Below are 22,836 nucleotides of genomic sequence, written 5' to 3'. Positions count from 1 at the left end.
TTTGCCAAGGTATGGGAACGTCTCATGAACATCACCGTCGTCCAGCATCCGCTGGTGCAACACAAGCTCGGCCTGCTGCGCGAAGCCGACACCAGCACCATGAAATTCCGTCAGCTGACCCAAGAGCTGGCGCGTCTGCTCGCCTATGAAGCCACCCGCGACTTCGAACTGGAAAACGTCACCATAGACGGCTGGTGCGGCAAGATCGACGTCCAGCAGATCAAGGGCAAGAAGGTCACCGTGGTGCCCATCCTGCGCGCCGGCATCGGCATGCTGGACGGCGTGCTGGACCTGGTGCCCTCGGCCAAGATCAGCGTGGTCGGCCTGGCCCGCAACGAAGAAACGCTGGAACCGGTGTCCTATTTCGAGAAGTTCGTCGGCAATCTGGACGAGCGCATCGCCATCATCATCGACCCGATGCTGGCCACCGGCGGCTCCCTGGTCGCCACCATAGACCTGCTCAAGCGCAACGGCTGCAGACAGATCAAGGCCGTGGTGATGGTGGCCGCGCCCGAAGGCGTGAAGATCGTCAACGACGCCCACCCGGACGTGCAGATCTACGCCGCCTCGCTCGACAGCCACCTGAACGAGCACGGCTACATCATCCCCGGCCTGGGCGACGCCGGCGACAAGATCTTCGGCACCAAGCAAGCCTGATCATGAGCCCGTCCAGCGCCGCTGCTCCCACTCCGGAAGCGGCGCTTTTTTGCGCGCCCAGCCCGGCCCCAAGCATGAAAATACGTCCCGCTGCCGCAAGCGACCTCGCGGCGATCTGCCGCCTGGCCGACGAGATCAACCTGCAGCACCATCGCGCGCTGCCGCACATCTTCGCCGCCAACGGCGCCGCCGACCGCGACCGCGCGTTCTGGGCCGGCCTGCTGGACGCGCCCGGCGGCGCGCTACTGCTGGCGGAATCCGGCGGAGAGGTCAGCGCTTTCATCGCCCTGTCCCTGCTGGAACTCACCCTGCCCTTCCTGCGGCCGCGCCGCATCTGCCGCGTCACCACCCTGGTGGTGACGGCGGCTGAGCGCGGGCAAGGCCAAGGCAGCGCGCTGCTGGCGGCGGCCGAAGACTGGGCGCGGCGGCATTCGGCCGACGAGATCCGCCTGGAGGTGAAGGACTTCAATCAGGCCGCGCTGAATTTCTACCTGCGTCGCGGCCTGGAACCGCAGTCGCGCATTCTGGGCAAGCGGCTGGACCAGGCCCCCGCCCCCCATTCAGACCAAGACGAGCCAAAAGGTTAAAACCATGTTCCAACAACTCAAGCTGGCCGTGTCCGGCGCCCAGATCCTGTTCGTCGCCTTCGGCGCGCTGGTGCTGGTGCCGCTGCTGACCGGCCTCAATCCGGCGATGGCGCTGCTGGGCGCCGGCGTCGGCACCCTGCTGTTCCAGCTGTACACCGGGCGCCAGGTGCCGATCTTCCTCGGCTCCTCCTTCGCCTTCATCGGCCCCATCATTTATTCCATGCACACCTGGGGCCAGGGCGCGACGCAGTTCGGCCTGTTCTGCGCCGGCTTCATGTACTTCCTGTTTTCCGCCGTGGTCCGCTGGCGCGGCATGGCCTTCGTCAACCGGCTGCTGCCCCCGGTGGTGATCGGCCCGGTGATCATGATCATCGGCCTGTCGGTGGCCTCCGCGGCCTCCGGCATGGCGATGGGCGTCGCCGGCGGCAAGCAGGTGACGCCTTACGCGGTGTCCATGCTGCTGGCGGCGATCTCGCTGGCCACCACCGTCATCGTGTCCATCTACGCGCGCGGCCTGTTCAAGCTGGTGCCCATTCTGGCCGGCGTCATCGTCGGCTACATCGCCGCCGCCCTGCTCGGCGTGGTGGATTTCGCCAAGCTGGCCGCCGCGCCGTGGTTCGCGATGCCCGCCTTCCACAGCCCAGAAGTCAATTGGGCCGCCGCGCTGTTCATGCTGCCGGTGGCGATTGCGCCGGCCATCGAGCACATCGGCGGCGTGATGGCGATAGGCGGCGTCACCGGCAAGGACTACACCAAGTCGCCCGGTCTGCACCGCACCCTGTCCGGCGACGGCCTGGGCGTCTGCGTGGCCGGCCTGATCGGCGGCCCGCCGGTCACCACCTACGCCGAAGTCACCGGCGCGGTGATGATCACCCGCAACTTCAACCCGGTCACCATGACCTGGGCCGCGCTGTTCGCCATCGCCATGGCCTTCTTCGGCAAGTTCAACGCGCTGCTGCAGTCCATCCCGCTGCCGGTGATGGGCGGCATCATGGTGCTCTTGTTCGGCACCATCGCCTCCATCGGCCTGAAGACCCTGATCGAGGCCAAGGTGGACCTGATGGAACCGCGCAATCTGGTGATCATCTCGGTGGTGCTGACCTCCGGCATCGGCGGCCTCAGTCTGAAGCTGGGGGATTTCGAGCTGGCCGGCGTCGGCCTGTGCTCGCTGCTGGCCATCGTGCTGAACCTCTTGCTGCCCAAGCGCGCCGCCAGCCATGACGGCATCGTCGAGGGCCAGGACGTGTAAGAAGCTGTTTACGATCTGCTGCGTGTTGAGAGACGTGGCACGGCGAGTACGCCTTCGAAATGCTCATATACCACGTGTACATTCCGCTTTCTCAGCCGTTTTCGCCTTGTCTCGCCTTAGCTCGCGGGATCGTAAACACGCTCTAAGCACCCCCACGCAATTGAGCCTATCCGGCCGGCCTCCTCGCGGACGCCGGCTTTTTCACGGCCGCAGCTCGCCCGCCTCCACCGCCTGCTCCAGCCGCTGGATGAACCACTGCAAAGCCTTGCCCGGCTGCGCCTGCTTCCAGGCGAAACACATCTGGTGGTCCGGGCTGTCCTCGGCCACCTCCTTGGCCACCAAGTCCCCGCTGGCCAGATAAGACCCCACCATGGAGCGCGGCAGATAACCGCTGCCCAGGCCGGCCAGGATCACGTCCAGCTTGGCGCGGCTGCTGTGCACGGTCAGCACGTCCTGGCCGTCCAGCAAACCGCCGGTGCGCGGCTGCAAGCGCCGCGAGGTGTCGCCTATCGCCACCGCGCGGTGCTGGCGCAACACATGCGGCGGCAGCGGCTTGTCCTCCGCCGCCAGCGGGTGGCCGGCGGCCACCACCAAGACGAAATCGTAACTGCCTATGGTGCGAGTGAAATAATCCCCGGGCGGCGGCATATTGGGCGCGCCTATCACCAGATCGGCTCGGTCGTCGTACAGCGCGTCCCAGGTGCCGCCGAAAATCTCGCTGCGGAAAATCAGCCGCGTAGCCGAGGCCAGTTGATCGAATTCCGCGATCAAGGGAATCACCTGGGCGAAATCCACCAGGTCTCCGATCACGATGCGCAACTGGTGTTCCCAGCCCTGAGCCTGCTTGCTGACCCGCAGCTCCAGCTGACGCGCCGCGTCCAACAGATGCCGGCCGTCCTTGAGCAGGCGCTCGCCGGCCGGCGTCAGCCGGGCGCGGTGGCCGCTGCGGTCGTAGATCTGCACGCCCAGACTCTGCTCCAGTTTCTGCACGGTATAGGTGACCGCGGACGGCACCCGGAACAGGGCGTCCGCGGCGGCGGCGAAGCTGCCGTGATTATCGATGGCGTCCAGCACCAGCAAAGCGTCGAGAGATAGTTTCATATTCAAATTTACTGATGGTTCAGTGCAAATCATTCCGCTATCTGCGGCGAAAAAACATCCTTAATATTCAGTCACTAAGTCGCACAGCCCGCCAGAGCAGGCTAAGCGGCTTCTTAGCGGAGCGCCGGATCGATTCTAGCATTTTGAACATCCTCGCCGCCGCCAAGCCACTCAATCACACAAGGATTTTGACCATGTTGAAGCAAACTCTTATCGCCGCCCTGTCTCTGATCGTTCTGTCCGGCGCAGCCGCCGCCGGCGGCGAGGGCGCCGGCAACGCTCGTGAAATGCGCGAACGCATGCAAGCCCAGATCGACGCCAAGCAGGCCCAAACCCCGGCCCAGGCTCCGCAAGCCAAATAAGCGCCCGTCCCACACTTTACAAGGAATTCACCATGTTGAAACACAGCCTTATCGCAGCCCTGTCCCTGATCGTTCTGTCCGGCGCCGCCACGGCCGGCGGCGAAGGCGCCGGCAACGCCCGTGAAATGCGCGAACGCATGAACGCCCAGATCGCCGCCAAGCAAGCGCCGACAGCGCCTCAAACCAGCCAGGCCGGCCGGTAATCCGGCTTTGTAAACGCCGTCAAAACTCATTAGCACACGCTCACAATCGTTTACCGCACTGCGGCAAAGCCCGCCATAGAATGTCGACTCAAGCCCTGCCGCCGGACGCAGCAAGTCCGGCCCCGGCAAGATCGCAATGAAAGGAAACCATCATGAAAAAGACCGTACTCACCGCGCTGTCCCTGATCATTCTGTCCGGCGCCGCCATGGCCGGCGGCGAAGGCGCCAGCAACGCCCGTGAAATGCGCGAGCGCATGGAGGCCCAGATCGCCGCCAAGCAAAGCGCCGCGCAGCCAAGCGCGGCAGCCGGCGCTCAGACCAGCCAATCCGCCAGCTAAGATGGCGAACCGCCCCCTCCCGCCCGCGCTCCGCGGCGGGAGGCCAGGCCCCGCGAAACGCGATTCACACTCGTTTGCAAATTGATCACCGCCATGGCCGGACAAAGTCCCTGCCTTCACTAGAATTCAATGGCGATGCAGGCCGCCCAAACAGCGACAGGCTTCGCCAGGCCCGCAGCCGACCTCCGTCGACGCCCTGCGCCGAGCCGGTCGACCGGTCGATTTGCCATGAAAGGAAACATCATGCTGAAGAAAACCGTACTGACCACCCTGTCCCTGATCCTGCTGTCCGGCGCCGCGATGGCCGGCGAAGGATTGTCCAATATGTGGGAAATGCGCGCGCGCATGGACGCTCAGCTGCAAACGCAGCAGCCGGCGCCGCAAGCGCAGGACGCCGCAGCCAAATAAGCGCGCAGCCACGCCAGCGCCCGCCCACGCGGGCGCTTCGTCATACCGGCCGGCGCAAACGCGCCATGATCAAGGTGTCTTCATAACGGCCGGCGCGCAGTTGTTCCATCCGCCGCCTCCCTTCCAATTCGAAACCGAATTTGCGATACAGGGCGATCGCCGGCTCGTTGTCGTGCACCACCGCCAGCTCCACCCGCAACAATCCCAACCAGTTGTCGGCCAGCTCCAGCAGCGCCCGCAACAAGGCGGAACCCACGCCGCGGCCGTGCCAATCCGGATGCACGACGATGAACAGGCTGGCCGCGTGCCGGATGCGCGGACGCTCGTCGCCTATCAGGCCGGCATTGCCTATCACCCGCCCTTCGGCATTGCAGGCCACCAGGGAATGCACGTGCGGCGGCGTTTGCGCCAGCTTCCGCCGCCAATCCTCAACCGATTGGTAGGGCAGTTGCAAAGTATTGGCCACCACCTCCTCCAACACCATCATCGCCGCCAAGACGGGCGCGTCTTCCGGCTCCACCTTGCGGATATGCAGTCCATCCACGATTCACCTCCTGTCGATTATTGCGATTCGGCCTTTGAGTCATCATCAACGGAACGGGATGAGGCCGGCAAGCGAAAATGACAAAAGGATTTCGGCGCGGCGCAAGCCCGCGTCAAAACAGGTATCCTGAATGCTGCGACAAACCCCTCACACGCCCCAAGGAGCGCATTATGCTGATGCACAAGGAGTTGGCCAGCCTGCTGGTGGTGGACGTCCAGGAAAAACTCGCGCCGGCGGTCGTCGACGCGGCCGGCATGGCGGCGCGCTGCCGCTGGCTGATCAGCGTGGCCGGCGACCACGGCCTGCCGGTGGTGTTTTCGGAGCAATATCCGCGCGGCCTGGGCCACACCCTGCCCGAGCTGCTCGCCCAGGCGCCGGAACCCAAGGTGGTCGAGAAGACCCATTTTTCCTGCGTCGCCGCCCACTGTCTGCCGGACGCCGTGCTGACCCGGCCGCAAGCCATCGTCTGCGGCATGGAAGCGCATGTTTGCGTGCTGCAAACCGTGCTGGAACTGCTGGAGCTGGATAAGCGGGTCTTCGTGGTGGCGGACGCGGTGTCCAGCCGCAAGGCGTCCGACATTGAACTGGGCTTGCAAAGGATGCGCGACGCCGGAGCCGTCATCGTCAGCAAGGAGATGGTGCTGTTCGAATGCTTGCGCCAGGCCGGCAGCGAGCACTTCAAGCGGATGAGCCAGCGCTATCTGGTGGGCGAGCAGCCCTGATGCGCTGAAAATGAAACGGGGTCGCCGGCTTCGCCGATCGACCCCGATCCAAGGCGGCTTTGCCGCTCTCTTATCCCCTTTGGAGACTGGCGCGAGACGCCGGGCCATGCCCTGGCGTCACCAGATCGCTTTATAGTTAGCAATTGCCGTGCCAAGTTAACAATCACAGGCCAAGCCTTTGATTCATTAACAAATCCGCAACACAAAGTCATCCAAAGCATGGTGTAATGAAGAGCTGTCGGCATACATTGCACCAAATCAAGGCAAGACGGCCGAGCGGCCGCACCAAAAATGTGCAACGCGCGGCAGCCGGCTGAACTTTCTCAGCCGGCCCGCCGCCTAATACCCGGCTACACTGGAACGGTCTTGCATCCGGCCCGGCCCGACGCCGCGGCCCATGCGCAACGCCCCCCTCAACGGGCCGCCCCGGCGGCCCGCCACGATAACGACAATAGGAAACACATCATGCAAGCAAGCGCTTTCAAGGACATCCTCAACACCCTGCCCGCCGTCGACGACATTCGCGCCATCGTGCTGCTGGACGCCAGCGGCGAGCCGGTCGGCCGGCTGGACAATCAGCCCGGCACCGCCGGCTCGGTGCGCGTCTACCACGCCCTGATCAAGACCCACGGCCATATCGACCGCAAGGCCGCGCGCGAGGGACTGGCGCTTTACGCCGAACACACGCCGGACGCGCGCGCCAATCCGGGAAAACACCCCAATATCGACCGCCTGCTGTCCATCGCCGAGGCCGACGCGCCCGGCTTGCGCGCGCGCCTGGTGCTGAGCCAGGACGATTGATCCGCGCCCCGGCGCGCGCCCAAACAAAAAGCCCGCTCGAATGAGCGGGCTTTTTGATAAAGCGTTCCTGAAAACAGGAATTAAGCTTCGGCAACCACCACGATCTTGATCGGGGTCACGACGTCGTGATGCAGAGCGATCTCGATGTCGTACTCGCCGATGGCCTTGAACGGGCCGTTCGGCAGGCGAACTTCGGTGCGCTTAACCGCAACGCCGAAGGCGGTCACGGCTTCAGCCACGTCGGCGTTGGTCACGGAACCGAACAGACGGCCGTCAACGCCGGCTTTCTGAGCGATGGTGACAACGGCTTCGTTCAGCTTCTCGGCGCGGACCTTGGCGTCGGCCAGGATCTCGGCTTGCTTGGCTTCCAGTTCGGCGCGACGAGCTTCGAACTGTTTCAGGTTGGCTTCGGTAGCGCGCTTGGCTTTGCCTTGCGGGATCAGGAAGTTACGACCGTAACCATCCTTGACTTTAACCACATCACCCAGTTGACCCAGGTTGGCAACTTTTTCGAGCAGAATGATTTGCATCTTTTAAGTTCCTTTTCCCGGCTTAGTGCTGGTCGGTGTACGGCAGGAAGGCCAGGAAGCGAGCACGCTTGATAGCGGTGGTCAGCTGACGCTGGTAGCGGGCCTTGGTGCCGGTGATGCGAGCCGGAATGATTTTGCCGTTTTCGGCGATGAAGTCTTTCAGGAGATCAACGGATTTGTAGTCGATTTCCTTGATGCCTTCTGCCGTGAAGCGGCAGAACTTCTTGCGCTTGAAGAGTTGACGAGCCATTTTGACTAACCTTTTACAAATTCAACATATTCGATATTGAGCACTAACCGCGGATTCCTGAGGCTGCGCTGGGACAGAAAGCCGGTGAGATTCACCGTGTTTCCCGCCAGTTTCCCGGAAAACTTCCGGGCGTCTTCGCCTATCAGCACGGCCTGTATTTCGCAGGCCACATCCCGATCAAAACCGTGAGCTGTCTGTCTGGACTGATGCTTGAGCCACATTTCCAACACCGGCAAGCCGGCGGGCGTGTATCTCAGCGCATCCTCTCGGTCGACCGTGGCGGTCAGCGCCAGACGGTTCTGCAAGACTTTGCTCCGGCCAATTAGGCGGAAGCTTCAGCCTCGGCTGCCGGCTGCTGGGCGTCCAGCAGGTTCTTGGCCTTTTCGTCCTTCATCATCGGGGACGCTTCGGTAACCGCGCGCTCCAGCTTGATGGTCAGGTGACGCAGAACAGCGTCGTTGAACTTGAAGGCGTGTTCGATTTCGGCCAGGGTCTCGGACTGGCACTCTACGTTCATCAGAACGTAGTGAGCCTTGTGCAGCTTCTGGATCGGGTAAGCCAGTTGACGGCGGCCCCAGTCTTCCAGACGGTGGATCTTGCCCTCAGCGGCCAGAACCATGCCCTTGTAGCGCTCGATCATGGCCGGAACCTGTTCGCTCTGGTCCGGGTGGACGATGAACACGATTTCGTAATGACGCATGTTAACTCCTTGTGGCTATTGAAGCCTTTTGCCATGCAGTTGCAAAAGGCAAGGGGTTGAAACCGCAGCATTCTACGCGCTAAGCCGGCGGCAGGCAAATAAATCAGGGGCTTCCGCGCGGAACGGCGGCAAGGCTGTGGCGAAGACGGGATTCGGAATCCGCCCCAAGTCGCGATTCAAAGCCTCTCAAGCGAGGGCGAGGCAAGGCGAAAACGAGCGAAAAAGCGGAATGCACGAGGGGTACATGAGCATTCTGAGCTCGTACTCGCCGTGCAACGCTTCACGACGCGCAGCAGACTTTGAACAGGTTCTCAGAGCTTTTTGTCGCGGGAGATATCCACCACCACCCCATTGCTCAGCGTCACCGTGGTGGTATAGGGCACGGCGTCGTTGGCGAGCCAGGACAGCGAGCGGGTGCTGGTTTCCACCACCGCGTTGGCGTCCTTGGTTTTGACCGTGGGGCCGTTGCTGCTGTAATCGGGCGCGCCGGCCTGGGACACCAGTTCGGCCTCGGACATGCCCTTGTGCAGCTTGATGTAGACCTCGAACGGAATCGGCCCCGCCGCGGCCAGCGCGGAAGCGAGGGACAACAGGACGGCGAGCGGGGTTTTCATGTGCATTCCTTTGCGGCGACGCGGCTCAGCGCACTTTTTTGACCACGTCTATCAGTTCGGTGACCATGCCGGTGGCGTCGCCCTGATGCAGCGCGCGCGCCACGCAGCCTTTCATGTGATTTTCCAGCAATTGCATCGACACCGCGTCCAGCGCCGATTTGACCGCGGCCACCTGGGTCAGGATGTCCACGCAATAACGGTCCGCCTCCACCATGCCGCTGATGCCGCGCACCTGACCCTCGATGCGCGCCAAACGCTTGATCAGCGCGCTCTTGCCCGGCTGCACCACGGTTTTGTCGGAAAGCGGGGCCGCTGCGTCGCAACAGCCGTCCTGCGGTTTTTCTTGCGTCATGTCCATCCTAATCCAAGCGGGTTCAAAGCGAGCCCGGCCGCCGTCCGGCGGGCCGGGCTGCGGCCATTGTGACGCAGTTGCGCGCGGCCGCCTAGGCCTCCACCCGCAGCATGCCCATCATCCCCGCGTCTTCGTGCTCGAGGATGTGGCAATGGAACATGCGCAGGCCCGGCATGTCCTGGCGGAAACGCAGCCGCAGCGTCTCGCCGGCGGAGACGTTGGCCACGTCGCGCCAGGCCAGGAACGGTTCTTCGCGCCAGACGCCGTCCTTGCGGCGCGCCAGCGCCTGGAACTGGGTGCCGTGAATGTGGAAGGGGTGGTCCATATCGGCCTCGTTCACGATCTCCCACTCCTCCACCGCCCCCACCTTGCCCAGGAAGTCCGCCCGCTCCATGTCGAAGGTCTTGCCGTTGATCAGGAACATCGCGGCGGGATTGGCCATGTCTTCGGACAACACCACCCTGCGCCGCACCGCCGGCGCGCCCAGGGGCCGGATTTCACGCAGCCGCTCAGGCAGCGGCGCCGTGGCTTTGGCGACGGCGCCCCGGCGCAGCTCCAGCAGCGTCAGGCTCGCGTCCTGCTCGGCCGACATCATCTTGCCGCGCCGATACGGCAGGGCCAGCAGGCCGGCGCCGTGGCCGGGCGCGAAGCGTCCGGTCACCACCAGCTCGGCGCGGGCGCCGGGCGGCAGCGTCAGGCTGTCGATGCGTCGCGGCCGCTGCAGCAGGCCGCCGTCGCTGCCCACCAGTTCCAGTTCGTGGCCGGGCAGGGCCAGCTTGAGCACGCGCGCGCTGCTGGCGTTCCAGACCCGCCAGCGCTGGCGCTCGCCGACGCCCAGCGTCAGATGCGGCCGCCAGGCGCCGTTGACCAGCAGGAACTGGCCTTCGCGGCCGTCCATGCGATCGGCTTCGCTATTGGCCGCGATCTTGCCGTCGGCGTCCAGCTTCAGGTCCGACAACACCAGTCTTTGCTCCGGCAGATGCGCCAGCGGATCGCTGCGGCTCTTGACCACGAACACGCCAGCCAGTCCCCTATAGACCTGCTCGGCGGTATGTCCGTGCGGGTGCGGGTGATACCAGTAACTGCCGGCGCAGCCCTGCGGCAAGGTAAAGCGGTATTCGCGGCTCCCTCCCGGCGGCACCGGGTCTTGCGGATTGCCATCCTGGTCAGCCGGAATCGGCAGGCCGTGCCAATGAATGGTGGTGGGCTGGGACAGGCGGTTTTCGAAATGCAGCCGCAATTCGTCGCCTTCGAACACTTCTATCGTCGGCCCCGGCACCTGGCCGTTATAGCTCCAGAACACGGTGGCGGGCTTGCCGGGCAACAGCGGCAGCGCCTGCGCGCCGGCGCTGAGCGCCGCGCTGAACACGCCGGGCAAGGCGCTCTGGTTGCGCAACAGCGGCAGGGCCGGCAAAGCCAGGCCCGCCGGCAGGCCCAAAGCGGCCGCGGCCGGCATTGTCTCCGCCGCCGCGCCCATGCCGCCATGTCCCATCGCCGCGTGATCGACGGCGGGCGGCTGCGCCGCCCAGACCTGCCGCAACAACGGAACCAGAGCCAACGCCGCGCCGGCGCCGATGAATCCACGTCTATCCATCACTGCACTCCCCCTCTCGCAAATAGGATACCCAGGTAAGGTATCAACAAGACTGCGGCGGCGCCAGATCGGTTCCGTATTCTGTCTACTTTTTTAGGCTCGCATCTGATCACAGTCAAACCCCGCGCCCAAGAAAAAGCCCCCGAGGACGGGGGCTTGGCGGTGCGGGCGGCCAGGGCTCAATCGGCCTTGGCCTGCGCCAGCGTGCGCTGGCGGCGGCTTTCCGACAGCACCATGCCGGCGGACACCGACACGTTCAGGCTTTCCACCGTGCCGAACATCGGGATGGACACCAGCACGTCGCAGTGCTCGCGGGTCAAGCGGCGCATGCCCTCGCCTTCCGAGCCCATCACCCAGGCCAGCGGGCCGGCGGCGTCGCAGTGGTAGAGGTCGGTATCCGCCTCCATGGTGGTGCCGGCGATCCAGATCCCGGCGTCTTTCAAGTCGCGCAGCGTGCGCGCCAGATTGGTGACCGTGAGATAGGGAATCACCTCGGCGGCGCCGCACGCCACCTTGGATACGGTTGCGTTGAGGCCGGCGGAACGGTCCTTGGGCGCGATCACCGCGTGCGCGCCCATCGCGTCCGCCACCCGCAGGCAGGCGCCCAGATTGTGCGGATCGGTGACGCCGTCCAGGATCAGCAACAAGGGCGGTTCGCTCAGATTGTCCAGCACGTCGTCCAGGTGCACGAAGTTGCGGCTGGCGTCTATCATCGCCGCCACGCCCTGGTGGCGGGCGTTGCCGCTCATGCTGTCCAGGCGTTCCTTGTCGACGATGTGCAGCTTGATGCCCTCCTCGGCGGCCTTGTCCAGCACCGCCTTGGCGCGGGCGTCGTGGCGGCCGCCGGCCAGCCAGACTTCCAGCAGGCTCTTGGGGTTCTGCCACAGACGGGCATTGATGGCGTGAAAGCCGTGGATCAGGCGTTTGTTGCTCATGGCGATTCTCTAATGACAATCCCGCCATTTTAGAGCGCGCGGCGGTTCAGGGCAAAACCGGCTTGCGTTCAGCTGCCCAGCACCTCCACGCCGGACATCAGCCCGAGCTGCCGCTGCTCGCCCACGGCGACGATGCCGGCCAGCAAGGCGGGTAATTCCGCCGCCGGCACCGGGCGGCCGAAGTGATAGCCCTGCAGCAAGGCGCAGCCCTTGCTGGTGAGGAATTGCGCCTGGCGCTCGCTCTCCACGCCCTCCGCCACCACTTGGAACTGCAGCTTGCGCGCCATCGCCAGAATGGCTTCGGCGATGGCGGCGTTGTCGCCGTCGTCCGGCAGGCCTTCGACGAAGGATTGATCGATCTTCAAGGTATCCAGCGGAAAACGCTTCAGATGGGACAGCGAGGAGTAACCGGTGCCGAAATCGTCGATGGACAGGCCCACGCCCAGCGCCTTCAATTCGCCCAGCTGGCGCACCGCCTCGCCAGGGTTGAGCATGATCATGCTTTCGGTGATTTCCAGCTCCAGCCGCGCCGCGGACAGGCCCGCCGCCCGCAACGCCTCCGCCACCTTGAGCGGCAGCAGCTGCTGTTCGAACTGGCGCGCGGACAAATTCACCGCCAGCCGCGGCACCGCCACGCCCTGACGGTCCCATACCGCCAATTGGCGGCAGGCTTCCTGCAGCACCCAGTCGCCTATGGGCTTGATCAGGCCGGTTTCCTCCGCCAGCGGGATGAAGCGGCCCGGCGGCACCAGGCCCAGTTGCGGATGGCGCCAGCGGATCAGCGCTTCCGCGCCCAGCACCCGGCGGCTGACCGCGTCCACCTGCGGCTGGTAATGCAGTTCCAGCTCGCCGCGCTCCAGCGCCAGCCTCAGGCCGTTCTCCAGCAATAGGCGTTCGAAGGTCTGGGTGTTCATTTCCGCGGCGAAGAACTGGTAAGTGTTCTTGCCTGCTTCCTTGGCGCGGTACATCGCCACATCGGCGTTCTTGAGCAGGGTCTGAGCGTCGGTGCCGTCATTGGGGTAGACGCTGATGCCTATGCTGCCGGTGACGTAGACCTCGTGGTTTTCCAGCCGCAGCGGCTGGCCCAGCGCCGCCAGCGTGTCCTCGGCGGCGGTCACCAGCGCGGCGGCGTCCTTGAAGCCGGTCATCACCAGGGTGAACTCGTCGCCGCCCAGCCGCGCCAGCAGGCCGCGCCCCCCCACCGCCCGTTGCAGGCGCAGCGCCGTCTCCCGCAACAACTCGTCGCCGGCCTGATGGCCGAAGGAGTCGTTGATCAGTTTGAAACGGTCCAGGTCGATGAACATCACCGCCAGCGAGCCGCTGGCGCAATCCAGGCTGATGATGGCCTCGTCCAGACGCGTGGTCAGGCTGCTGCGGTTGGGCAGCTGCGTCAGCGGATCATGATTGGCCAGAAACTGCAGACGTTCCTCGGACTGCTTGCGCAGGGTGATGTCGGAGAATACCGCCACGTAATTGCTGAGCGCGCCGCCGGCGTCGCGCACCGCCGAGATCGCCAGCTCGGCCGGATACCACTCGCCGCTCTTGCGGCGGTCCAGCATCTCGCCCTGCCAATGGCCGCCGCCCGCCAGCGCCTCCAGCATCGCCTGCCGGCTCAGCTGTTTCTGATCGCCAAAAATGCGCGACACCTTGCCCAGCGCCTCGGCCTCGGCGTAACCGGTAATGCCGCTGAAGGCGTGGTTGACCGCGATGATGCGCGCCTCGGCGTCCATCAGCAGAATGCCTTCCGCCGAGTTTTCGAACACCTTGGCCGCCAGCCGCAGATTGGCGTCCGCCGCCAGCCGTTCGGAAACATCCATCACCACGCCGATGATGGCCTTCTTGCCCTCGTAGTCGAACAGCCGGCTGTGGATTTCCACGTCCACCACCACGCCGTCCTGGCGCACCGCGCGGGTGCCGTATTGCAGCACCGCGATATTCTCGCGATAGCGCTTGACGATTTGCTGGCGGATGCGCGCGGCCTCGCCCGGCACCAGCAGTTGCTCCAGACCCATGCCCTCCATTTCCTTGGGCTGATAACCGATGATGGCGGCCAGCTTGGGGTTGGCGTAGATCAGCTTCTCGTCCTGCAGGATGTAGATGCCCACCAGCGATTGCTCCACCAGCGCGCGGTAACGCTCCTCCGTTTCGCGCTTGGCTTTCTGCTCCTGACGGGTTTGGGTGATGTCGGTGTCCACGCTGCCCACCCCGGCCGGGCGGCCATGGGCGTCGAACAAGGGAAACTTGGTGACCAGCAAATGGCTGAGCACGCCGTTGAACAGAAAGCTCTCCTCGAACTGGCGCGGCTCCAGGCAGGACAGCACCACCGCGTCCTGCTCGCGGATCTGGGCGGCGTCCTGCTCGTCGAACAGCTCCTCCACCGTTAGACCCTGCATGCCCTGAGGGGCGCGCCCCACCCGGCGCGCATAGGCGGCGTTGGCCAGCAGAAACCGGCCGTCCAGCCCCTTAAGCGACATCATATTGGGACTGTTGTTGACCAGGGACTCCACCCGCGCGCGAAACTCGCGCAGCGCGCTCTCGTTCTGACGATGGCCGTCGGCCAAGACCGACACCAGCAGGGTGGCGCAACTCAAGGCCAGGGTCAGCGCCACCTCGCTGGCGCCGTTGAGCACGCTGGCGTGCATGGTCAGCTCCGGCGCCAGCACGTATAGCGACAGCAGGCCGAGCACCCAGGCCCCCACCAGCGCCGCGCCGCGGAAACCGACGCGGAAAGCCGCCCACAGCATCAGCGGGAAAAACAGCAATTGGCAGGGCAGCGAATAGGCGACGCTGCTGCCCAGCAGGCTGAACCACATCACGCTGGCCAGGGCCAGGATCAGGGCGGTTTCCAAGACCTGGCGCCGCGTCGGCGGCGCGCCGGACGCGTACAAGGCCGGCGGCGCGCACAAGGACAGGGCCAGGCCGGACACGCCCCAGGCCTGCGCCGCCCACGACCACAAGCCCTCCATGCCGAACCAGCGCCAGCCGGCGCCGGCGGCCAGGCCGGCCAAAAGCACCGAGGGATAGCAGGCGAGCCGCAGCAGCAGCCGCAGCAAGTCCGCCGGCTGACGCACCGCCAGCCCCCCGCGCAGGCCGGCCGCGTATAGGCCGGGCGCCAGCGCGTACAGGCTGATCAGCAGCAGGGCCGCCCATTGCGGCGGCGACCATTGCGCCGCCAGCGCGGCGGCGGCCAGCGGCCACCACCAGGACTGGCGCCAGCCGCGACGCAAAAAACGATAGCTCCATACACCGTGGGCGAGGAAGGCCGCCAGCGAAAATCCCAATACCGGCTCGCGCGGCCAAAAAGCCGTGCACGCCAAAAACCCCAGAAACACCGCCGCGTCCCGGCAAGCCGATCCGACTGTCACGCCACCCCGCCCCCATTCGCGCCGGCGCCCCGCCGCGCGCCGAAATTAATTTTGCATTAACAAATCAAGCGCATATATGCCAAACGAAAAACAAAATCACCCGGCTGACATACAATATATGCAATTGCCGGATGCAGCCAGACAATGACGATGAAAATATTCACCCCGCTGGACACAAGCGACGCCCGCCCAGCGCAAGCCGGGTAAACGGCGCGCGCCGGACGGCTGCTATAATCCCGAAACCGCCAAGCCCGAAACCGCCAAAACTAGTGAAGCAGCATGCTGGATAACCTCCCGCGGATCCCTCCCGCCAGTCAGAAAACTCGTCACGGACGCCTGCCCGCCGGGCTGGACGCCAACATCGTCGCCCGCCTCGCCGCAGAGCGGCGTCCGCTGCTCATCCTCGCCGCCGACGCGCAATCGGCGCAGCGCCTGCAAGCCGAAGCTCCGTTCTTCGCGCCCTCGCTGCGCGTGGCGCTGCTGCCGGACTGGGAGACCCTGCCCTACGACCATTTCTCCCCCCACGGCGAACTGGTCAGCGAGCGGCTGGCCACCTTGTGGCAAATCCATCAGCGCGAATGCGATGTGATCATCGCCCCGGTCAGCACCGCGATGACGCGGCTGGCGCCGATCGGCTATCTGCTGGGACGCACCTTCTTCCTGCAGGCCAAGCAGCGGCTGGATGTGGAGCAGCTGCGCGCCAATATGGTCACCGCCGGCTACCACCACGTCACTCAGGTGATGGCCCCGGGAGAATTCTCCATCCGCGGCGGTCTGATCGACCTCTTCCCGATGGGATCGGCGCTGCCCTACCGCATCGATCTGTTCGACGACGAAATCGACAGCCTGCGCACCTTCGATCCGGACAATCAGCGCACCCTATACCCGGTGCCGGAAATCCGCCTGCTGCCGGCGCGGGAATACCCGGCGGATGAAAGCGGGGTCACCGCCTTCCGCCAGCGCTACCGTGAGCGCATCGAAGGCGACCCCAGCAAGAGCCGCATTTACAAAGACGTCTCCCAGGGCCTGTGGCCGGCCGGCATCGAATACTTCCTGCCGCTGTTCTTCGACGACACCGCGACTCTGTTCGACTACCTGGGCGAAGACGCGCTGATCGTGTTGCACCACGATGTGCAACAGGCCGCCCAGGTCTTCTGGCAAGACGTGGAAAGCCGCTACGACATGGCGCGCGGCGACACCGAGCGCCCGGTGCTGCCGCCGGCCGACATCTTCCTGCGCCCTGACGAACTGATGGCGCGGCTCAAGCCTTACGCCCGCGTGGAACTGGCCGGCGACGGCGAACTGGCGGAAGGCTGCGCCCCGCTGCCGGAACTGGCGGTGGAGCGCCGCGCCGAACAACCGCTGCACAAGCTGGACGCCTTCATCCGCAGCGGCGGGCAACGCATCCTGATCACCGTGGAAAGCCTGGGCCGCCGCGAAACCGTCCATCAATTCCTGCAAGAGCACGGCATCAAGCCGCGCCCGGTGGACGGCTGGGCCGAGTTCCTCGCCGGCGACATGCCGCTGGCGCTGAGCGTGGCCCCGCTCTACACCGGCTTCGCCCTGCCCGGCGCCGGCATCGCCGTGGTCACCGAATCCGAGCTCTACCAGCATGTGGCGCGCAGCCACACCCGCCGCAAAAGCGCGCGCGCCGGCTCCGACTCCATGCTGCGCGACCTGGCCGAGGTCAAGGCCGGCGACCCGGTGGTGCACGAACAGCACGGCATCGGCCGCTACGTCGGCCTGGTGTCCATGGACCTGGGCGAAGGCGAAACCGAGCTGATGCAGCTGGAGTACGCCGACAGCGCCACCCTCTACGTGCCGGTCAGTCAGCTGCATCTGATTTCCCGTTACGCCGGCGGCGCGGCGGACCAGATCCACCTGCACAAACTGGGCAATCCGGCCTGGGAGAAAGCCAAGAAGCGCGCCGCGGAAAAAGCCCGCGACACCGCCGCCGAGCTGCTCAACCTCTACGCTCAGCGCGCCGCGCGCGAAGGCCACAGCTTCAGCCTGTCCCACCACGACTACGAAGCCTTCGCCGCCGGCTTCGGCTTCGAGGAAACCCCGGACCAGGCCAGCGCCATCGAAGCCGTGGTGCAGGACATGTGCTCCGGCAAGCCGATGGACCGCCTGGTCTGCGGCGACGTCGGCTTCGGCAAGACCGAAGTCGCGCTGCGCGCCGCCTTCGTCGCCGTCCTCGGCGGCAAACAGGTGGCGGTGCTGGTGCCCACCACCTTGCTGGCGGAACAGCACTTCCAGAACTTCTCCGACCGCTTCGCCGACTGGCCGGTGAAAATCGCCGAACTGTCCCGCTTCCGCAGCGCCAAGGAAAGCAAGGCCGCGCTGGCCGGCCTGGCCGACGGCGGCGTGGACATCGTCATCGGCACCCACAAGCTGGTGCAGCCGGACATCCAGTTCAAGAACCTGGGCCTGGTCATCATCGACGAGGAACATCGTTTCGGCGTGCGCCAGAAAGAGCAACTGAAACGGCTGCGCGCCAATGTGGACGTGCTGACGCTGACCGCGACGCCGATTCCGCGCACGCTGTCGATGGCGCTGGAAGGCCTGCGCGACTTCTCCGTCATCGCCACCGCCCCCAGCCGCCGGCTGGCGGTGAAAACCTTCGTCAGCCCGATGGCCAACGGCGTGATCCGCGAAGCGGTGCTGCGCGAACTCAAACGCGGCGGCCAGGTGTTCTTCCTGCACAACGAGGTGGACACCATAGAAAACATGCGGGAAAAGCTGGCGGAGCTGGTGCCGGAAGCCCGCATCGGCGTAGCCCACGGCCAGCTGCGCGAACGCGAGCTGGAACAAGTGATGCGCGACTTCCTGCAGCAGCGCTTCAATGTGCTGCTGTGCTCCACCATTATTGAAACCGGCATCGACATCCCCAACGCCAACACCATCCTGATCAACCGCGCCGATAAGTTCGGCCTGGCCCAGCTGCACCAGCTGCGCGGCCGCGTAGGCCGCAGCCACCATCAGGCCTACGCCTATCTGCTGACGCCGGACGGCATCACCAAGGACGCGATGAAACGGCTGGAAGCCATCCAGATGTCCGAGGAACTGGGCGCCGGCTTCTACCTGGCGATGCACGATCTGGAAATCCGCGGCGCCGGCGAAGTGCTGGGCGAAGGCCAGTCCGGCGAGATGCAGGAAGTGGGCTTCTCCCTGTTCACCGAAATGCTCAAGCAGGCGGTGCGCGATCTCAAGAAAGGCCGCACCCCGGACCTGGACGCGCCGCTGGGCGTCACCACCGAAATCAATATGCACAGCCCGGCCCTGCTGCCGGACGGCTATTGCCCCGACGTGCACGAGCGGCTGGTGCTCTACAAGCGGCTGGCCACTTGCGAGAGCGAACAGGAAATCGACGATATCCACGAAGAACTGATAGACCGCTTCGGCCTGCCACCGCAAACCGTCAAGACCCTGATAGACAGCCACCGCCTGCGTCTGCTGGCCAAGCCCTTGGGCGTGCAAAAGCTGGACGCCAGCGAAGTGGCCATCCAGGTCCACTTCGCCAAGAACCCGCCGATAGACCCGATGAAAATCATCCAGCTGCTGCAAACCAAGCGCAACTACAGGCTGGCGGGACAGGACAAGCTGCGCGTGGAGGCCGATATTCAGGACGTGGCGCTGCGCGTGGTCAGGGTCAAGGAACTGTTGAAGGAGTTAAGCTCCTAAAGTCTGTCGCGCGGCCTCGCGCAACGGCGAGGGCCGGGCAATGCCCATGCGCCAAACACGCATGCCGCTTTCCCGGTCCCGGCGCCTTTATCGCTCAGGCTCGCAAAAGGCAACACCCGCTTTGGGATGGCAAACGCCCGGCTCAGCCAGGCGGCCGGCAAGCCAATCCAAAGGCATAATGAAGCAACAACGCCAAGCCTTCGGCATGGCCTGCGGACGAAAGAAGAAAGCGCTTACTTGAGCAACATCAAGATAAACGAGGACAGCGACTCTGAGGCAAAAAGCCTTGCCCCTTGTTTTTACAGGAAAAAATAGCGTCACAGGATTGAAACCGAAAACCCTGTGGATAACTTTGTTGATAAAACTGTGCAAATATGCTCTCAAGCCAAGCGCCAAGCCGTTTTGAGCTGAAAGCCGCCCTGGATAAGAAAACAATCAAGTTATTGATTTTATTGATTTTTTTAGAGATATCAAACGCTACGCAAGCCAAGTTGCAACTCGCTTTAGCTGAAAATATTTTCCACCCACCGCTGTGGATCACTTGACAATCATGTTTTTTACCGCACCCCAGAACGACGTCATCAGCGTCTCCTCCCTCAACCGCATGGCGCGCGATCTGCTGGAAAGCGGACTGCCGCCGATGTGGATAGGCGGCGAAATTTCCAACCTCACCCTGGCCGCGTCCGGGCACGCCTATTTCTCCCTGAAAGACGGCGGCGCCCAAGTGCGCTGCGTGATGTTCCGCGGCAAAGTGTCGCAACTGCCCTTCCGCCCGGCGGAAGGCATGCAGGTGGAACTCAAGGGCACCGTCACCCTGTACGAGGCCCGCGGCGACTTCCAGATCAACGTCGACCAGATGCGCTCCGCCGGCCTGGGCCGTTTGTACGAGGCCTTTGAAAAACTCAAGGCCAAGCTGCAGGCGGAAGGCTTGTTCAACCCGGCGGGCAAACGTCCGCTGCCGGTCCACCCCGCCGCCATCGGCATCGTCACCTCGCCCGCCGCCGCCGCGCTGCGCGACGTGGTCAGCACGCTGCGCCGGCGCATGCCCTCCATCCCGCTGATTCTCTACCCGGCCCAGGTGCAGGGCGAAGGCTCGGCCCAGCAGGTGGCCGACGCCATCCGCCGCGCCGGCGAACGGCGCGAGGTGGACGTGCTCATCGTCTGCCGCGGCGGCGGCAGCATCGAGGACTTGTGGTCGTTCAACGAGGAAATCGTCGCCCGCGCGGTGGCCGCCAGCCCCATTCCCACCGTCAGCGGCGTCGGCCACGAAACCGACTTCACCATCTGCGACTTCGTCGCCGACAAACGCGCACCCACGCCCACCGCCGCCGCGGAACTGGTGTCCCCCAGCCGCGAGCACCTGAACGCTCAGCTCGAAACCGCCAAGCGCGGCCTGGAGCGCGCGCTCGGCCGCCTGCTGACCGACAAATCCCAGCAGCTGGACTATCTGGCGCGCCGGCTGGCCCACCCCGGCGAAAAGCTGCAACGCCAGCGCGAAGCGCTGCAGCGCCAGCAAGAGCGGCTGCAACGCCGGCTGGGCAGCCTGTTCGAACAACGGCGTTGGGCGCTGCAACTGGCGGACAGCAAGCTGCAGCGCCGTCGGCCGGACCTGGCCCAAACCGCGCAAACGCTGGACCGGCTGCAAACCCGGCTGCAGCGCGCGCGTCGGGATCTGCTCAACCGGCAGGCCCAGAAACTGGACACCCTGGCCGCCACCCTGCTGGCGCTCAATCCGGAAGCGGTGCTGGCCCGCGGCTACGCCATCGTGCAAAAACAGGACGGCACCGCGGTCAAATCCCCGGCGGAACTGCGCGACCGCGAACGCGTCAGCCTACGCCTGGCCGAAGGCAGCACCGAGGCCGTGATCGACCATCCGCAAGGCGCGCAGCCCAGCTTGTTCTGACGCCGCCGGCGCCCGCGCAGGCCGGCGCCGGCGGAAAACCGCACGCCCCCATTGCCACTTCCGATCAGAAATATCCAAGAGGACGCTCAGCCAGCGCCAGCATGGCGTCCTCCCACAGCTCCGGCGCGCATAGCATCATCCCCAGCGCATCGCCGCGCGCTTGCGAAGCCTCAGGCAAGACTCGGAAGCCAAAGCGTCGATAAAACTCGCAGTGGATATCGGCGTACAGCAAAAACACCTCCGCCAAACTTTGTTCTCGGTAGGCGCTCAACACTTCCTTCAAAAATAGGCTGGCAAAGCCCTGACCACGCCTGGCGGGCGCCGTGGCGATCGAACCGATGCCAACTGCCTCCCGTTCCGCCAGCGACGGCAAGCGATAGGCAATCGCCGAACACAGCAAGCTTCCATCCGTATCCGCCAACACATGCCAGCTGCCGCGTCGATACTTATGCGAATCCCGGCAGATTCGCAAATACTCGGCCTCGGAGCAGCCCTCGCCCCAAACATCCCGGCCCATCAGATAAACCGCCTCCATCTCCTCCGCAACCGCCGCCCGCAAGAGCAGACCGTTGCCATGCCGGGCCGGCAATGCCGGCGCCGGGCTTAAAGCTTCAAGCGCCATCCTCTCCCCCAATCAATGCTGGCCGGACATGACCAAAGTCTCGCAGGCCCAAGCAATTTATGCGCTTGGACTCAAGCTATGCTAGCATCCGGCCCCTAGCGCGGCCCGCGCCCGCAACCATCCCCCCTCCAGCCACCGCCAGGGAAGCCCCATGTCGCCAGTACACAAATGGGAAATCACCGTCGCCGCCGGCGGCTACTATCCCGATCTCGCTCATCATTTCTTCGGCAACGACATCGATCTGGGCTACGAGAACGACCACATCGGCATGCAGTTCTACGCCTATTCGCGCCACATCGACGAACTGGACGATCCCGATCACGTATCCGAACGCCTCTACAGCCTGCAACTGCTGCTCAACGGCGCCTTGCGCGCCGCCGCCGGCTGCGTGAGCAGCATGCCCATCCAGTTTCTGGGCTTCAGCGCTTATGAGAACGGCTGCAGCTATCCCGTCAGCGCGCACCGGATCGAAGAAGACCCGTTCAGCCGCAACCCCAGGATCGACCAGATCCACACCCGTTACGAAGATCCGCGCCAGCGCTACCCGTCCTACCTGCTCTACCTGGCCAAGCGCGACCCCTGTCTGCGCGATCTGCTCTTCCTGCTGGGCCTGATTTCCACCAACACCACGCTGGAAAAAGTGCTGGCCTGGAGCACGCTGTACAAGATACTGGACAGCGTCAAACACTACGCCAAGGAGATCGACGCCGGCATCGACGCCTTCGCGGATCCGGAACAGCTCAGCCTGTTCACCGCCGCCTGCAACAACACCAGCATCCTGGGCATCTACGCCCGCCACGGTGCGTCGGAAAACCCGCCGCCCAAGCGCGCGCTCACCAATATCGACGACGCCAGCGCGCTGATCGCGGGCATGACCGCCCGCTTCTGCCGCGGCTATATCGCCGCCAAATATCCCTGAGCCGCGCAAGCCGCGCGCCATGCCCACCGCCCGCGGCCGCAGGTGCGCGACGACGCCGATCCCCATGAGGAGATCACTTACCAGATCCACCTGAACAACGTGTCGGTCAGCGCTGACATCCCGCCCAATGAACCACGGTCTATTCCGCGGATTGAAAACGGCAAGGGCATCGCCACCTTCGCCGGCCTGCTGCCCGGCGGCACATGGTCGGTGGCCGTGGCTGGCGGCGAGCGGCCTAACCCGCTGCAAGAAGGCATGACCGTCACCATCGCCGGCACCAATGTCGCCACCGGCAAGCCCTTCCACATTCCGGCGGTCTTCGAGACCAAGGAAACCGGCGATCCCGCCGAGTTCGTGGAGTGGCGCGTGCTGCGGGAACGATAAGCGGAACGGCCG

At 64.7% G+C, this 22,836-nt stretch carries 27 protein-coding genes; 14 read left to right on the top strand and 13 right to left on the bottom strand.

The features are described from left to right. The first annotated feature begins 24 nt into the window (after positions 1–24). From upp to DB032_RS03220, 3 genes are all read left to right on the top strand, one after another. A complete protein-coding gene (upp, locus tag DB032_RS03230) occupies positions 25–657 on the top strand; it encodes a uracil phosphoribosyltransferase (protein WP_107798220.1) in 633 nt (210 codons plus the stop codon). A 74-nt stretch (positions 658–731) separates the two neighbouring features. Beyond that, positions 732–1,244, top strand: a complete 513-nt coding sequence (locus DB032_RS03225; protein ID WP_158274227.1) for a GNAT family N-acetyltransferase — start codon at positions 732–734, stop codon at positions 1,242–1,244. 4 nt (positions 1,245–1,248) lie between these two features. Further along, the gene (locus tag DB032_RS03220) at positions 1,249–2,493 is read left to right on the top strand and encodes a uracil-xanthine permease family protein (protein ID WP_107798218.1); all 1,245 of its coding nucleotides are present in this window, start codon (positions 1,249–1,251) and stop codon (positions 2,491–2,493) included. A gap of 201 nt (positions 2,494–2,694) precedes the next feature. Here the strand turns inward: DB032_RS03220 and DB032_RS03215 are convergent, their stop codons facing one another. Further along, the gene (locus DB032_RS03215; RefSeq protein WP_107798217.1) at positions 2,695–3,594 is read right to left on the bottom strand and encodes a LysR family transcriptional regulator; all 900 of its coding nucleotides are present in this window, start codon (positions 3,592–3,594) and stop codon (positions 2,695–2,697) included. A 194-nt stretch (positions 3,595–3,788) separates the two neighbouring features. Here DB032_RS03215 and DB032_RS24340 point away from each other — a divergent pair, with 194 nt between their 5' ends. From DB032_RS24340 to DB032_RS24330, 4 genes are all read left to right on the top strand, one after another. Beyond that, a complete protein-coding gene (locus DB032_RS24340) occupies positions 3,789–3,956 on the top strand; it encodes a hypothetical protein (RefSeq protein WP_199225799.1) in 168 nt (55 codons plus the stop codon). 32 nt (positions 3,957–3,988) lie between these two features. Continuing rightward, the gene (locus tag DB032_RS24335; RefSeq protein WP_199225798.1) at positions 3,989–4,159 is read left to right on the top strand and encodes a hypothetical protein; all 171 of its coding nucleotides are present in this window, start codon (positions 3,989–3,991) and stop codon (positions 4,157–4,159) included. A 152-nt stretch (positions 4,160–4,311) separates the two neighbouring features. Continuing rightward, the gene (locus DB032_RS03210; RefSeq protein WP_107798216.1) at positions 4,312–4,497 is read left to right on the top strand and encodes a hypothetical protein; all 186 of its coding nucleotides are present in this window, start codon (positions 4,312–4,314) and stop codon (positions 4,495–4,497) included. Positions 4,498–4,740: 243 nt separating this feature from the next. Then, complete coding sequence (locus tag DB032_RS24330; RefSeq protein WP_199225797.1) at positions 4,741–4,905, top strand: hypothetical protein; 165 nt, start codon at positions 4,741–4,743, stop codon at positions 4,903–4,905. A 40-nt stretch (positions 4,906–4,945) separates the two neighbouring features. Here DB032_RS24330 and DB032_RS03205 read toward each other — a convergent pair whose 3' ends face one another. Next, on the bottom strand, positions 4,946–5,449 hold the full coding sequence (locus DB032_RS03205) for a GNAT family N-acetyltransferase (protein WP_233246643.1): 504 nt from the start codon (positions 5,447–5,449) through the stop codon (positions 4,946–4,948). Between the two features lie 170 nt (positions 5,450–5,619). Between DB032_RS03205 and DB032_RS03200 the strand changes: the two genes are divergently transcribed. Next, entirely contained in the window at positions 5,620–6,171 is a 552-nt protein-coding gene (locus tag DB032_RS03200; protein ID WP_107798215.1) for a hydrolase, read from the top strand. Positions 6,172–6,636: 465 nt separating this feature from the next. Further along, entirely contained in the window at positions 6,637–6,972 is a 336-nt protein-coding gene (locus DB032_RS03195) for a DUF2322 family protein (RefSeq protein WP_227107032.1), read from the top strand. An 80-nt stretch (positions 6,973–7,052) separates the two neighbouring features. On the opposite strand, the gene rplI is transcribed toward DB032_RS03195, so the two are convergent. The 9 genes from rplI to DB032_RS03150 all read right to left on the bottom strand — a co-directional run bounded on the left by rplI (position 7,053) and on the right by DB032_RS03150 (position 15,228). Further along, positions 7,053–7,502, bottom strand: a complete 450-nt coding sequence (gene rplI, locus DB032_RS03190; protein WP_048410928.1) for a 50S ribosomal protein L9 — start codon at positions 7,500–7,502, stop codon at positions 7,053–7,055. 22 nt (positions 7,503–7,524) lie between these two features. Beyond that, complete coding sequence (rpsR, locus tag DB032_RS03185) at positions 7,525–7,752, bottom strand: 30S ribosomal protein S18 (protein ID WP_011137185.1); 228 nt, start codon at positions 7,750–7,752, stop codon at positions 7,525–7,527. Positions 7,753–7,757: 5 nt separating this feature from the next. Then, positions 7,758–8,057: a primosomal replication protein N gene (gene priB / locus DB032_RS03180; RefSeq protein ID WP_048415985.1), complete on the bottom strand. Its 300-nt coding sequence runs from the start codon at positions 8,055–8,057 to the stop codon at positions 7,758–7,760. 17 nt (positions 8,058–8,074) lie between these two features. After that, positions 8,075–8,452: a 30S ribosomal protein S6 gene (gene rpsF, locus DB032_RS03175; RefSeq protein ID WP_048410930.1), complete on the bottom strand. Its 378-nt coding sequence runs from the start codon at positions 8,450–8,452 to the stop codon at positions 8,075–8,077. Positions 8,453–8,763: 311 nt separating this feature from the next. Beyond that, positions 8,764–9,066 (bottom strand): hypothetical protein, encoded by a 303-nt coding sequence (locus DB032_RS03170; protein ID WP_048415984.1) that lies wholly within the window; start codon positions 9,064–9,066, stop codon positions 8,764–8,766. A 25-nt stretch (positions 9,067–9,091) separates the two neighbouring features. Further along, entirely contained in the window at positions 9,092–9,418 is a 327-nt protein-coding gene (locus DB032_RS03165) for a metal-sensitive transcriptional regulator (protein ID WP_043632821.1), read from the bottom strand. A 91-nt stretch (positions 9,419–9,509) separates the two neighbouring features. After that, the gene (locus tag DB032_RS03160; RefSeq protein WP_107798214.1) at positions 9,510–11,012 is read right to left on the bottom strand and encodes a multicopper oxidase family protein; all 1,503 of its coding nucleotides are present in this window, start codon (positions 11,010–11,012) and stop codon (positions 9,510–9,512) included. Positions 11,013–11,191: 179 nt separating this feature from the next. Further along, entirely contained in the window at positions 11,192–11,947 is a 756-nt protein-coding gene (gene rlmB, locus DB032_RS03155; RefSeq protein WP_107798213.1) for a 23S rRNA (guanosine(2251)-2'-O)-methyltransferase RlmB, read from the bottom strand. Positions 11,948–12,015: 68 nt separating this feature from the next. Beyond that, positions 12,016–15,228 carry an EAL domain-containing protein gene (locus DB032_RS03150; RefSeq protein ID WP_233246642.1) on the bottom strand — a complete coding sequence of 1,071 codons (3,213 nt, stop codon included), beginning with the start codon at positions 15,226–15,228 and terminating at the stop codon, positions 12,016–12,018. Between the two features lie 363 nt (positions 15,229–15,591). Here DB032_RS03150 and mfd point away from each other — a divergent pair, with 363 nt between their 5' ends. Then, entirely contained in the window at positions 15,592–18,996 is a 3,405-nt protein-coding gene (gene mfd, locus DB032_RS03145; protein WP_107798212.1) for a transcription-repair coupling factor, read from the top strand. Between the two features lie 87 nt (positions 18,997–19,083). Here the strand turns inward: mfd and DB032_RS23495 are convergent, their stop codons facing one another. Further along, positions 19,084–19,368 (bottom strand): hypothetical protein, encoded by a 285-nt coding sequence (locus DB032_RS23495; protein WP_146176565.1) that lies wholly within the window; start codon positions 19,366–19,368, stop codon positions 19,084–19,086. Between the two features lie 2 nt (positions 19,369–19,370). On the opposite strand from DB032_RS23495, the gene DB032_RS24050 reads away from it, so the two are divergent. Together DB032_RS24050 and xseA are read left to right on the top strand one after the other, a co-directional pair. Continuing rightward, positions 19,371–19,541, top strand: coding sequence for a hypothetical protein (locus DB032_RS24050; RefSeq protein ID WP_158274226.1), 171 nt, complete (start codon positions 19,371–19,373; stop codon positions 19,539–19,541). A gap of 5 nt (positions 19,542–19,546) precedes the next feature. Next, entirely contained in the window at positions 19,547–20,899 is a 1,353-nt protein-coding gene (gene xseA, locus DB032_RS03140; RefSeq protein ID WP_107798211.1) for an exodeoxyribonuclease VII large subunit, read from the top strand. Positions 20,900–20,963: 64 nt separating this feature from the next. On the opposite strand, the gene DB032_RS03135 is transcribed toward xseA, so the two are convergent. After that, on the bottom strand, positions 20,964–21,521 hold the full coding sequence (locus DB032_RS03135; RefSeq protein ID WP_107798210.1) for a GNAT family N-acetyltransferase: 558 nt from the start codon (positions 21,519–21,521) through the stop codon (positions 20,964–20,966). Positions 21,522–21,672: 151 nt separating this feature from the next. Between DB032_RS03135 and DB032_RS03130 the strand changes: the two genes are divergently transcribed. Beyond that, the gene (locus DB032_RS03130; RefSeq protein WP_107798209.1) at positions 21,673–22,440 is read left to right on the top strand and encodes a hypothetical protein; all 768 of its coding nucleotides are present in this window, start codon (positions 21,673–21,675) and stop codon (positions 22,438–22,440) included. A gap of 42 nt (positions 22,441–22,482) precedes the next feature. Next, a complete protein-coding gene (locus DB032_RS03125; protein WP_107798208.1) occupies positions 22,483–22,824 on the top strand; it encodes a hypothetical protein in 342 nt (113 codons plus the stop codon). Positions 22,825–22,836: the final 12 nt, after the last annotated feature.

Origin of the sequence: Chromobacterium sp. Panama (genome assembly GCF_003052555.1) — a bacterium.
Taxonomy (GTDB): Bacteria; Pseudomonadota; Gammaproteobacteria; order Burkholderiales; family Chromobacteriaceae; genus Chromobacterium.
The sequence above is the reverse complement of the archived record's forward strand: the minus strand, read 5'-3'. Positions and strand labels throughout refer to the sequence as shown.

Excerpts from the sequence above, each read along its gene's own strand:
- rlmB (WP_107798213.1), bottom strand. The coding sequence starts at position 11,947 with ATGAGCAACAAACGCCTGATCCACGGCTTTCACGCCATCAATGCCCGT.
- DB032_RS03165 (WP_043632821.1), bottom strand. The coding sequence starts at position 9,418 with ATGACGCAAGAAAAACCGCAGGACGGCTGTTGCGACGCAGCGGCCCCG.
- DB032_RS24335 (WP_199225798.1), top strand. The coding sequence starts at position 3,989 with ATGTTGAAACACAGCCTTATCGCAGCCCTGTCCCTGATCGTTCTGTCC.
- mfd (WP_107798212.1), top strand. The coding sequence starts at position 15,592 with ATGCTGGATAACCTCCCGCGGATCCCTCCCGCCAGTCAGAAAACTCGT.
- rplI (WP_048410928.1), bottom strand. The coding sequence starts at position 7,502 with ATGCAAATCATTCTGCTCGAAAAAGTTGCCAACCTGGGTCAACTGGGT.
- DB032_RS24050 (WP_158274226.1), top strand. The coding sequence starts at position 19,371 with ATGCTCTCAAGCCAAGCGCCAAGCCGTTTTGAGCTGAAAGCCGCCCTG.
- DB032_RS03200 (WP_107798215.1), top strand. The coding sequence starts at position 5,620 with ATGCTGATGCACAAGGAGTTGGCCAGCCTGCTGGTGGTGGACGTCCAG.
- upp (WP_107798220.1), top strand. The coding sequence starts at position 25 with ATGAACATCACCGTCGTCCAGCATCCGCTGGTGCAACACAAGCTCGGC.
- DB032_RS24330 (WP_199225797.1), top strand. The coding sequence starts at position 4,741 with ATGCTGAAGAAAACCGTACTGACCACCCTGTCCCTGATCCTGCTGTCC.
- DB032_RS03220 (WP_107798218.1), top strand. The coding sequence starts at position 1,249 with ATGTTCCAACAACTCAAGCTGGCCGTGTCCGGCGCCCAGATCCTGTTC.
- DB032_RS03135 (WP_107798210.1), bottom strand. The coding sequence starts at position 21,521 with ATGGCGCTTGAAGCTTTAAGCCCGGCGCCGGCATTGCCGGCCCGGCAT.
- DB032_RS03210 (WP_107798216.1), top strand. The coding sequence starts at position 4,312 with ATGAAAAAGACCGTACTCACCGCGCTGTCCCTGATCATTCTGTCCGGC.
- DB032_RS03195 (WP_227107032.1), top strand. The coding sequence starts at position 6,637 with ATGCAAGCAAGCGCTTTCAAGGACATCCTCAACACCCTGCCCGCCGTC.
- DB032_RS24340 (WP_199225799.1), top strand. The coding sequence starts at position 3,789 with ATGTTGAAGCAAACTCTTATCGCCGCCCTGTCTCTGATCGTTCTGTCC.
- DB032_RS03130 (WP_107798209.1), top strand. The coding sequence starts at position 21,673 with ATGTCGCCAGTACACAAATGGGAAATCACCGTCGCCGCCGGCGGCTAC.
- DB032_RS03225 (WP_158274227.1), top strand. The coding sequence starts at position 732 with ATGAAAATACGTCCCGCTGCCGCAAGCGACCTCGCGGCGATCTGCCGC.
- rpsF (WP_048410930.1), bottom strand. The coding sequence starts at position 8,452 with ATGCGTCATTACGAAATCGTGTTCATCGTCCACCCGGACCAGAGCGAA.
- DB032_RS03215 (WP_107798217.1), bottom strand. The coding sequence starts at position 3,594 with ATGAAACTATCTCTCGACGCTTTGCTGGTGCTGGACGCCATCGATAAT.
- DB032_RS03160 (WP_107798214.1), bottom strand. The coding sequence starts at position 11,012 with ATGGATAGACGTGGATTCATCGGCGCCGGCGCGGCGTTGGCTCTGGTT.
- xseA (WP_107798211.1), top strand. The coding sequence starts at position 19,547 with ATGTTTTTTACCGCACCCCAGAACGACGTCATCAGCGTCTCCTCCCTC.
- rpsR (WP_011137185.1), bottom strand. The coding sequence starts at position 7,752 with ATGGCTCGTCAACTCTTCAAGCGCAAGAAGTTCTGCCGCTTCACGGCA.
- DB032_RS03170 (WP_048415984.1), bottom strand. The coding sequence starts at position 9,066 with ATGAAAACCCCGCTCGCCGTCCTGTTGTCCCTCGCTTCCGCGCTGGCC.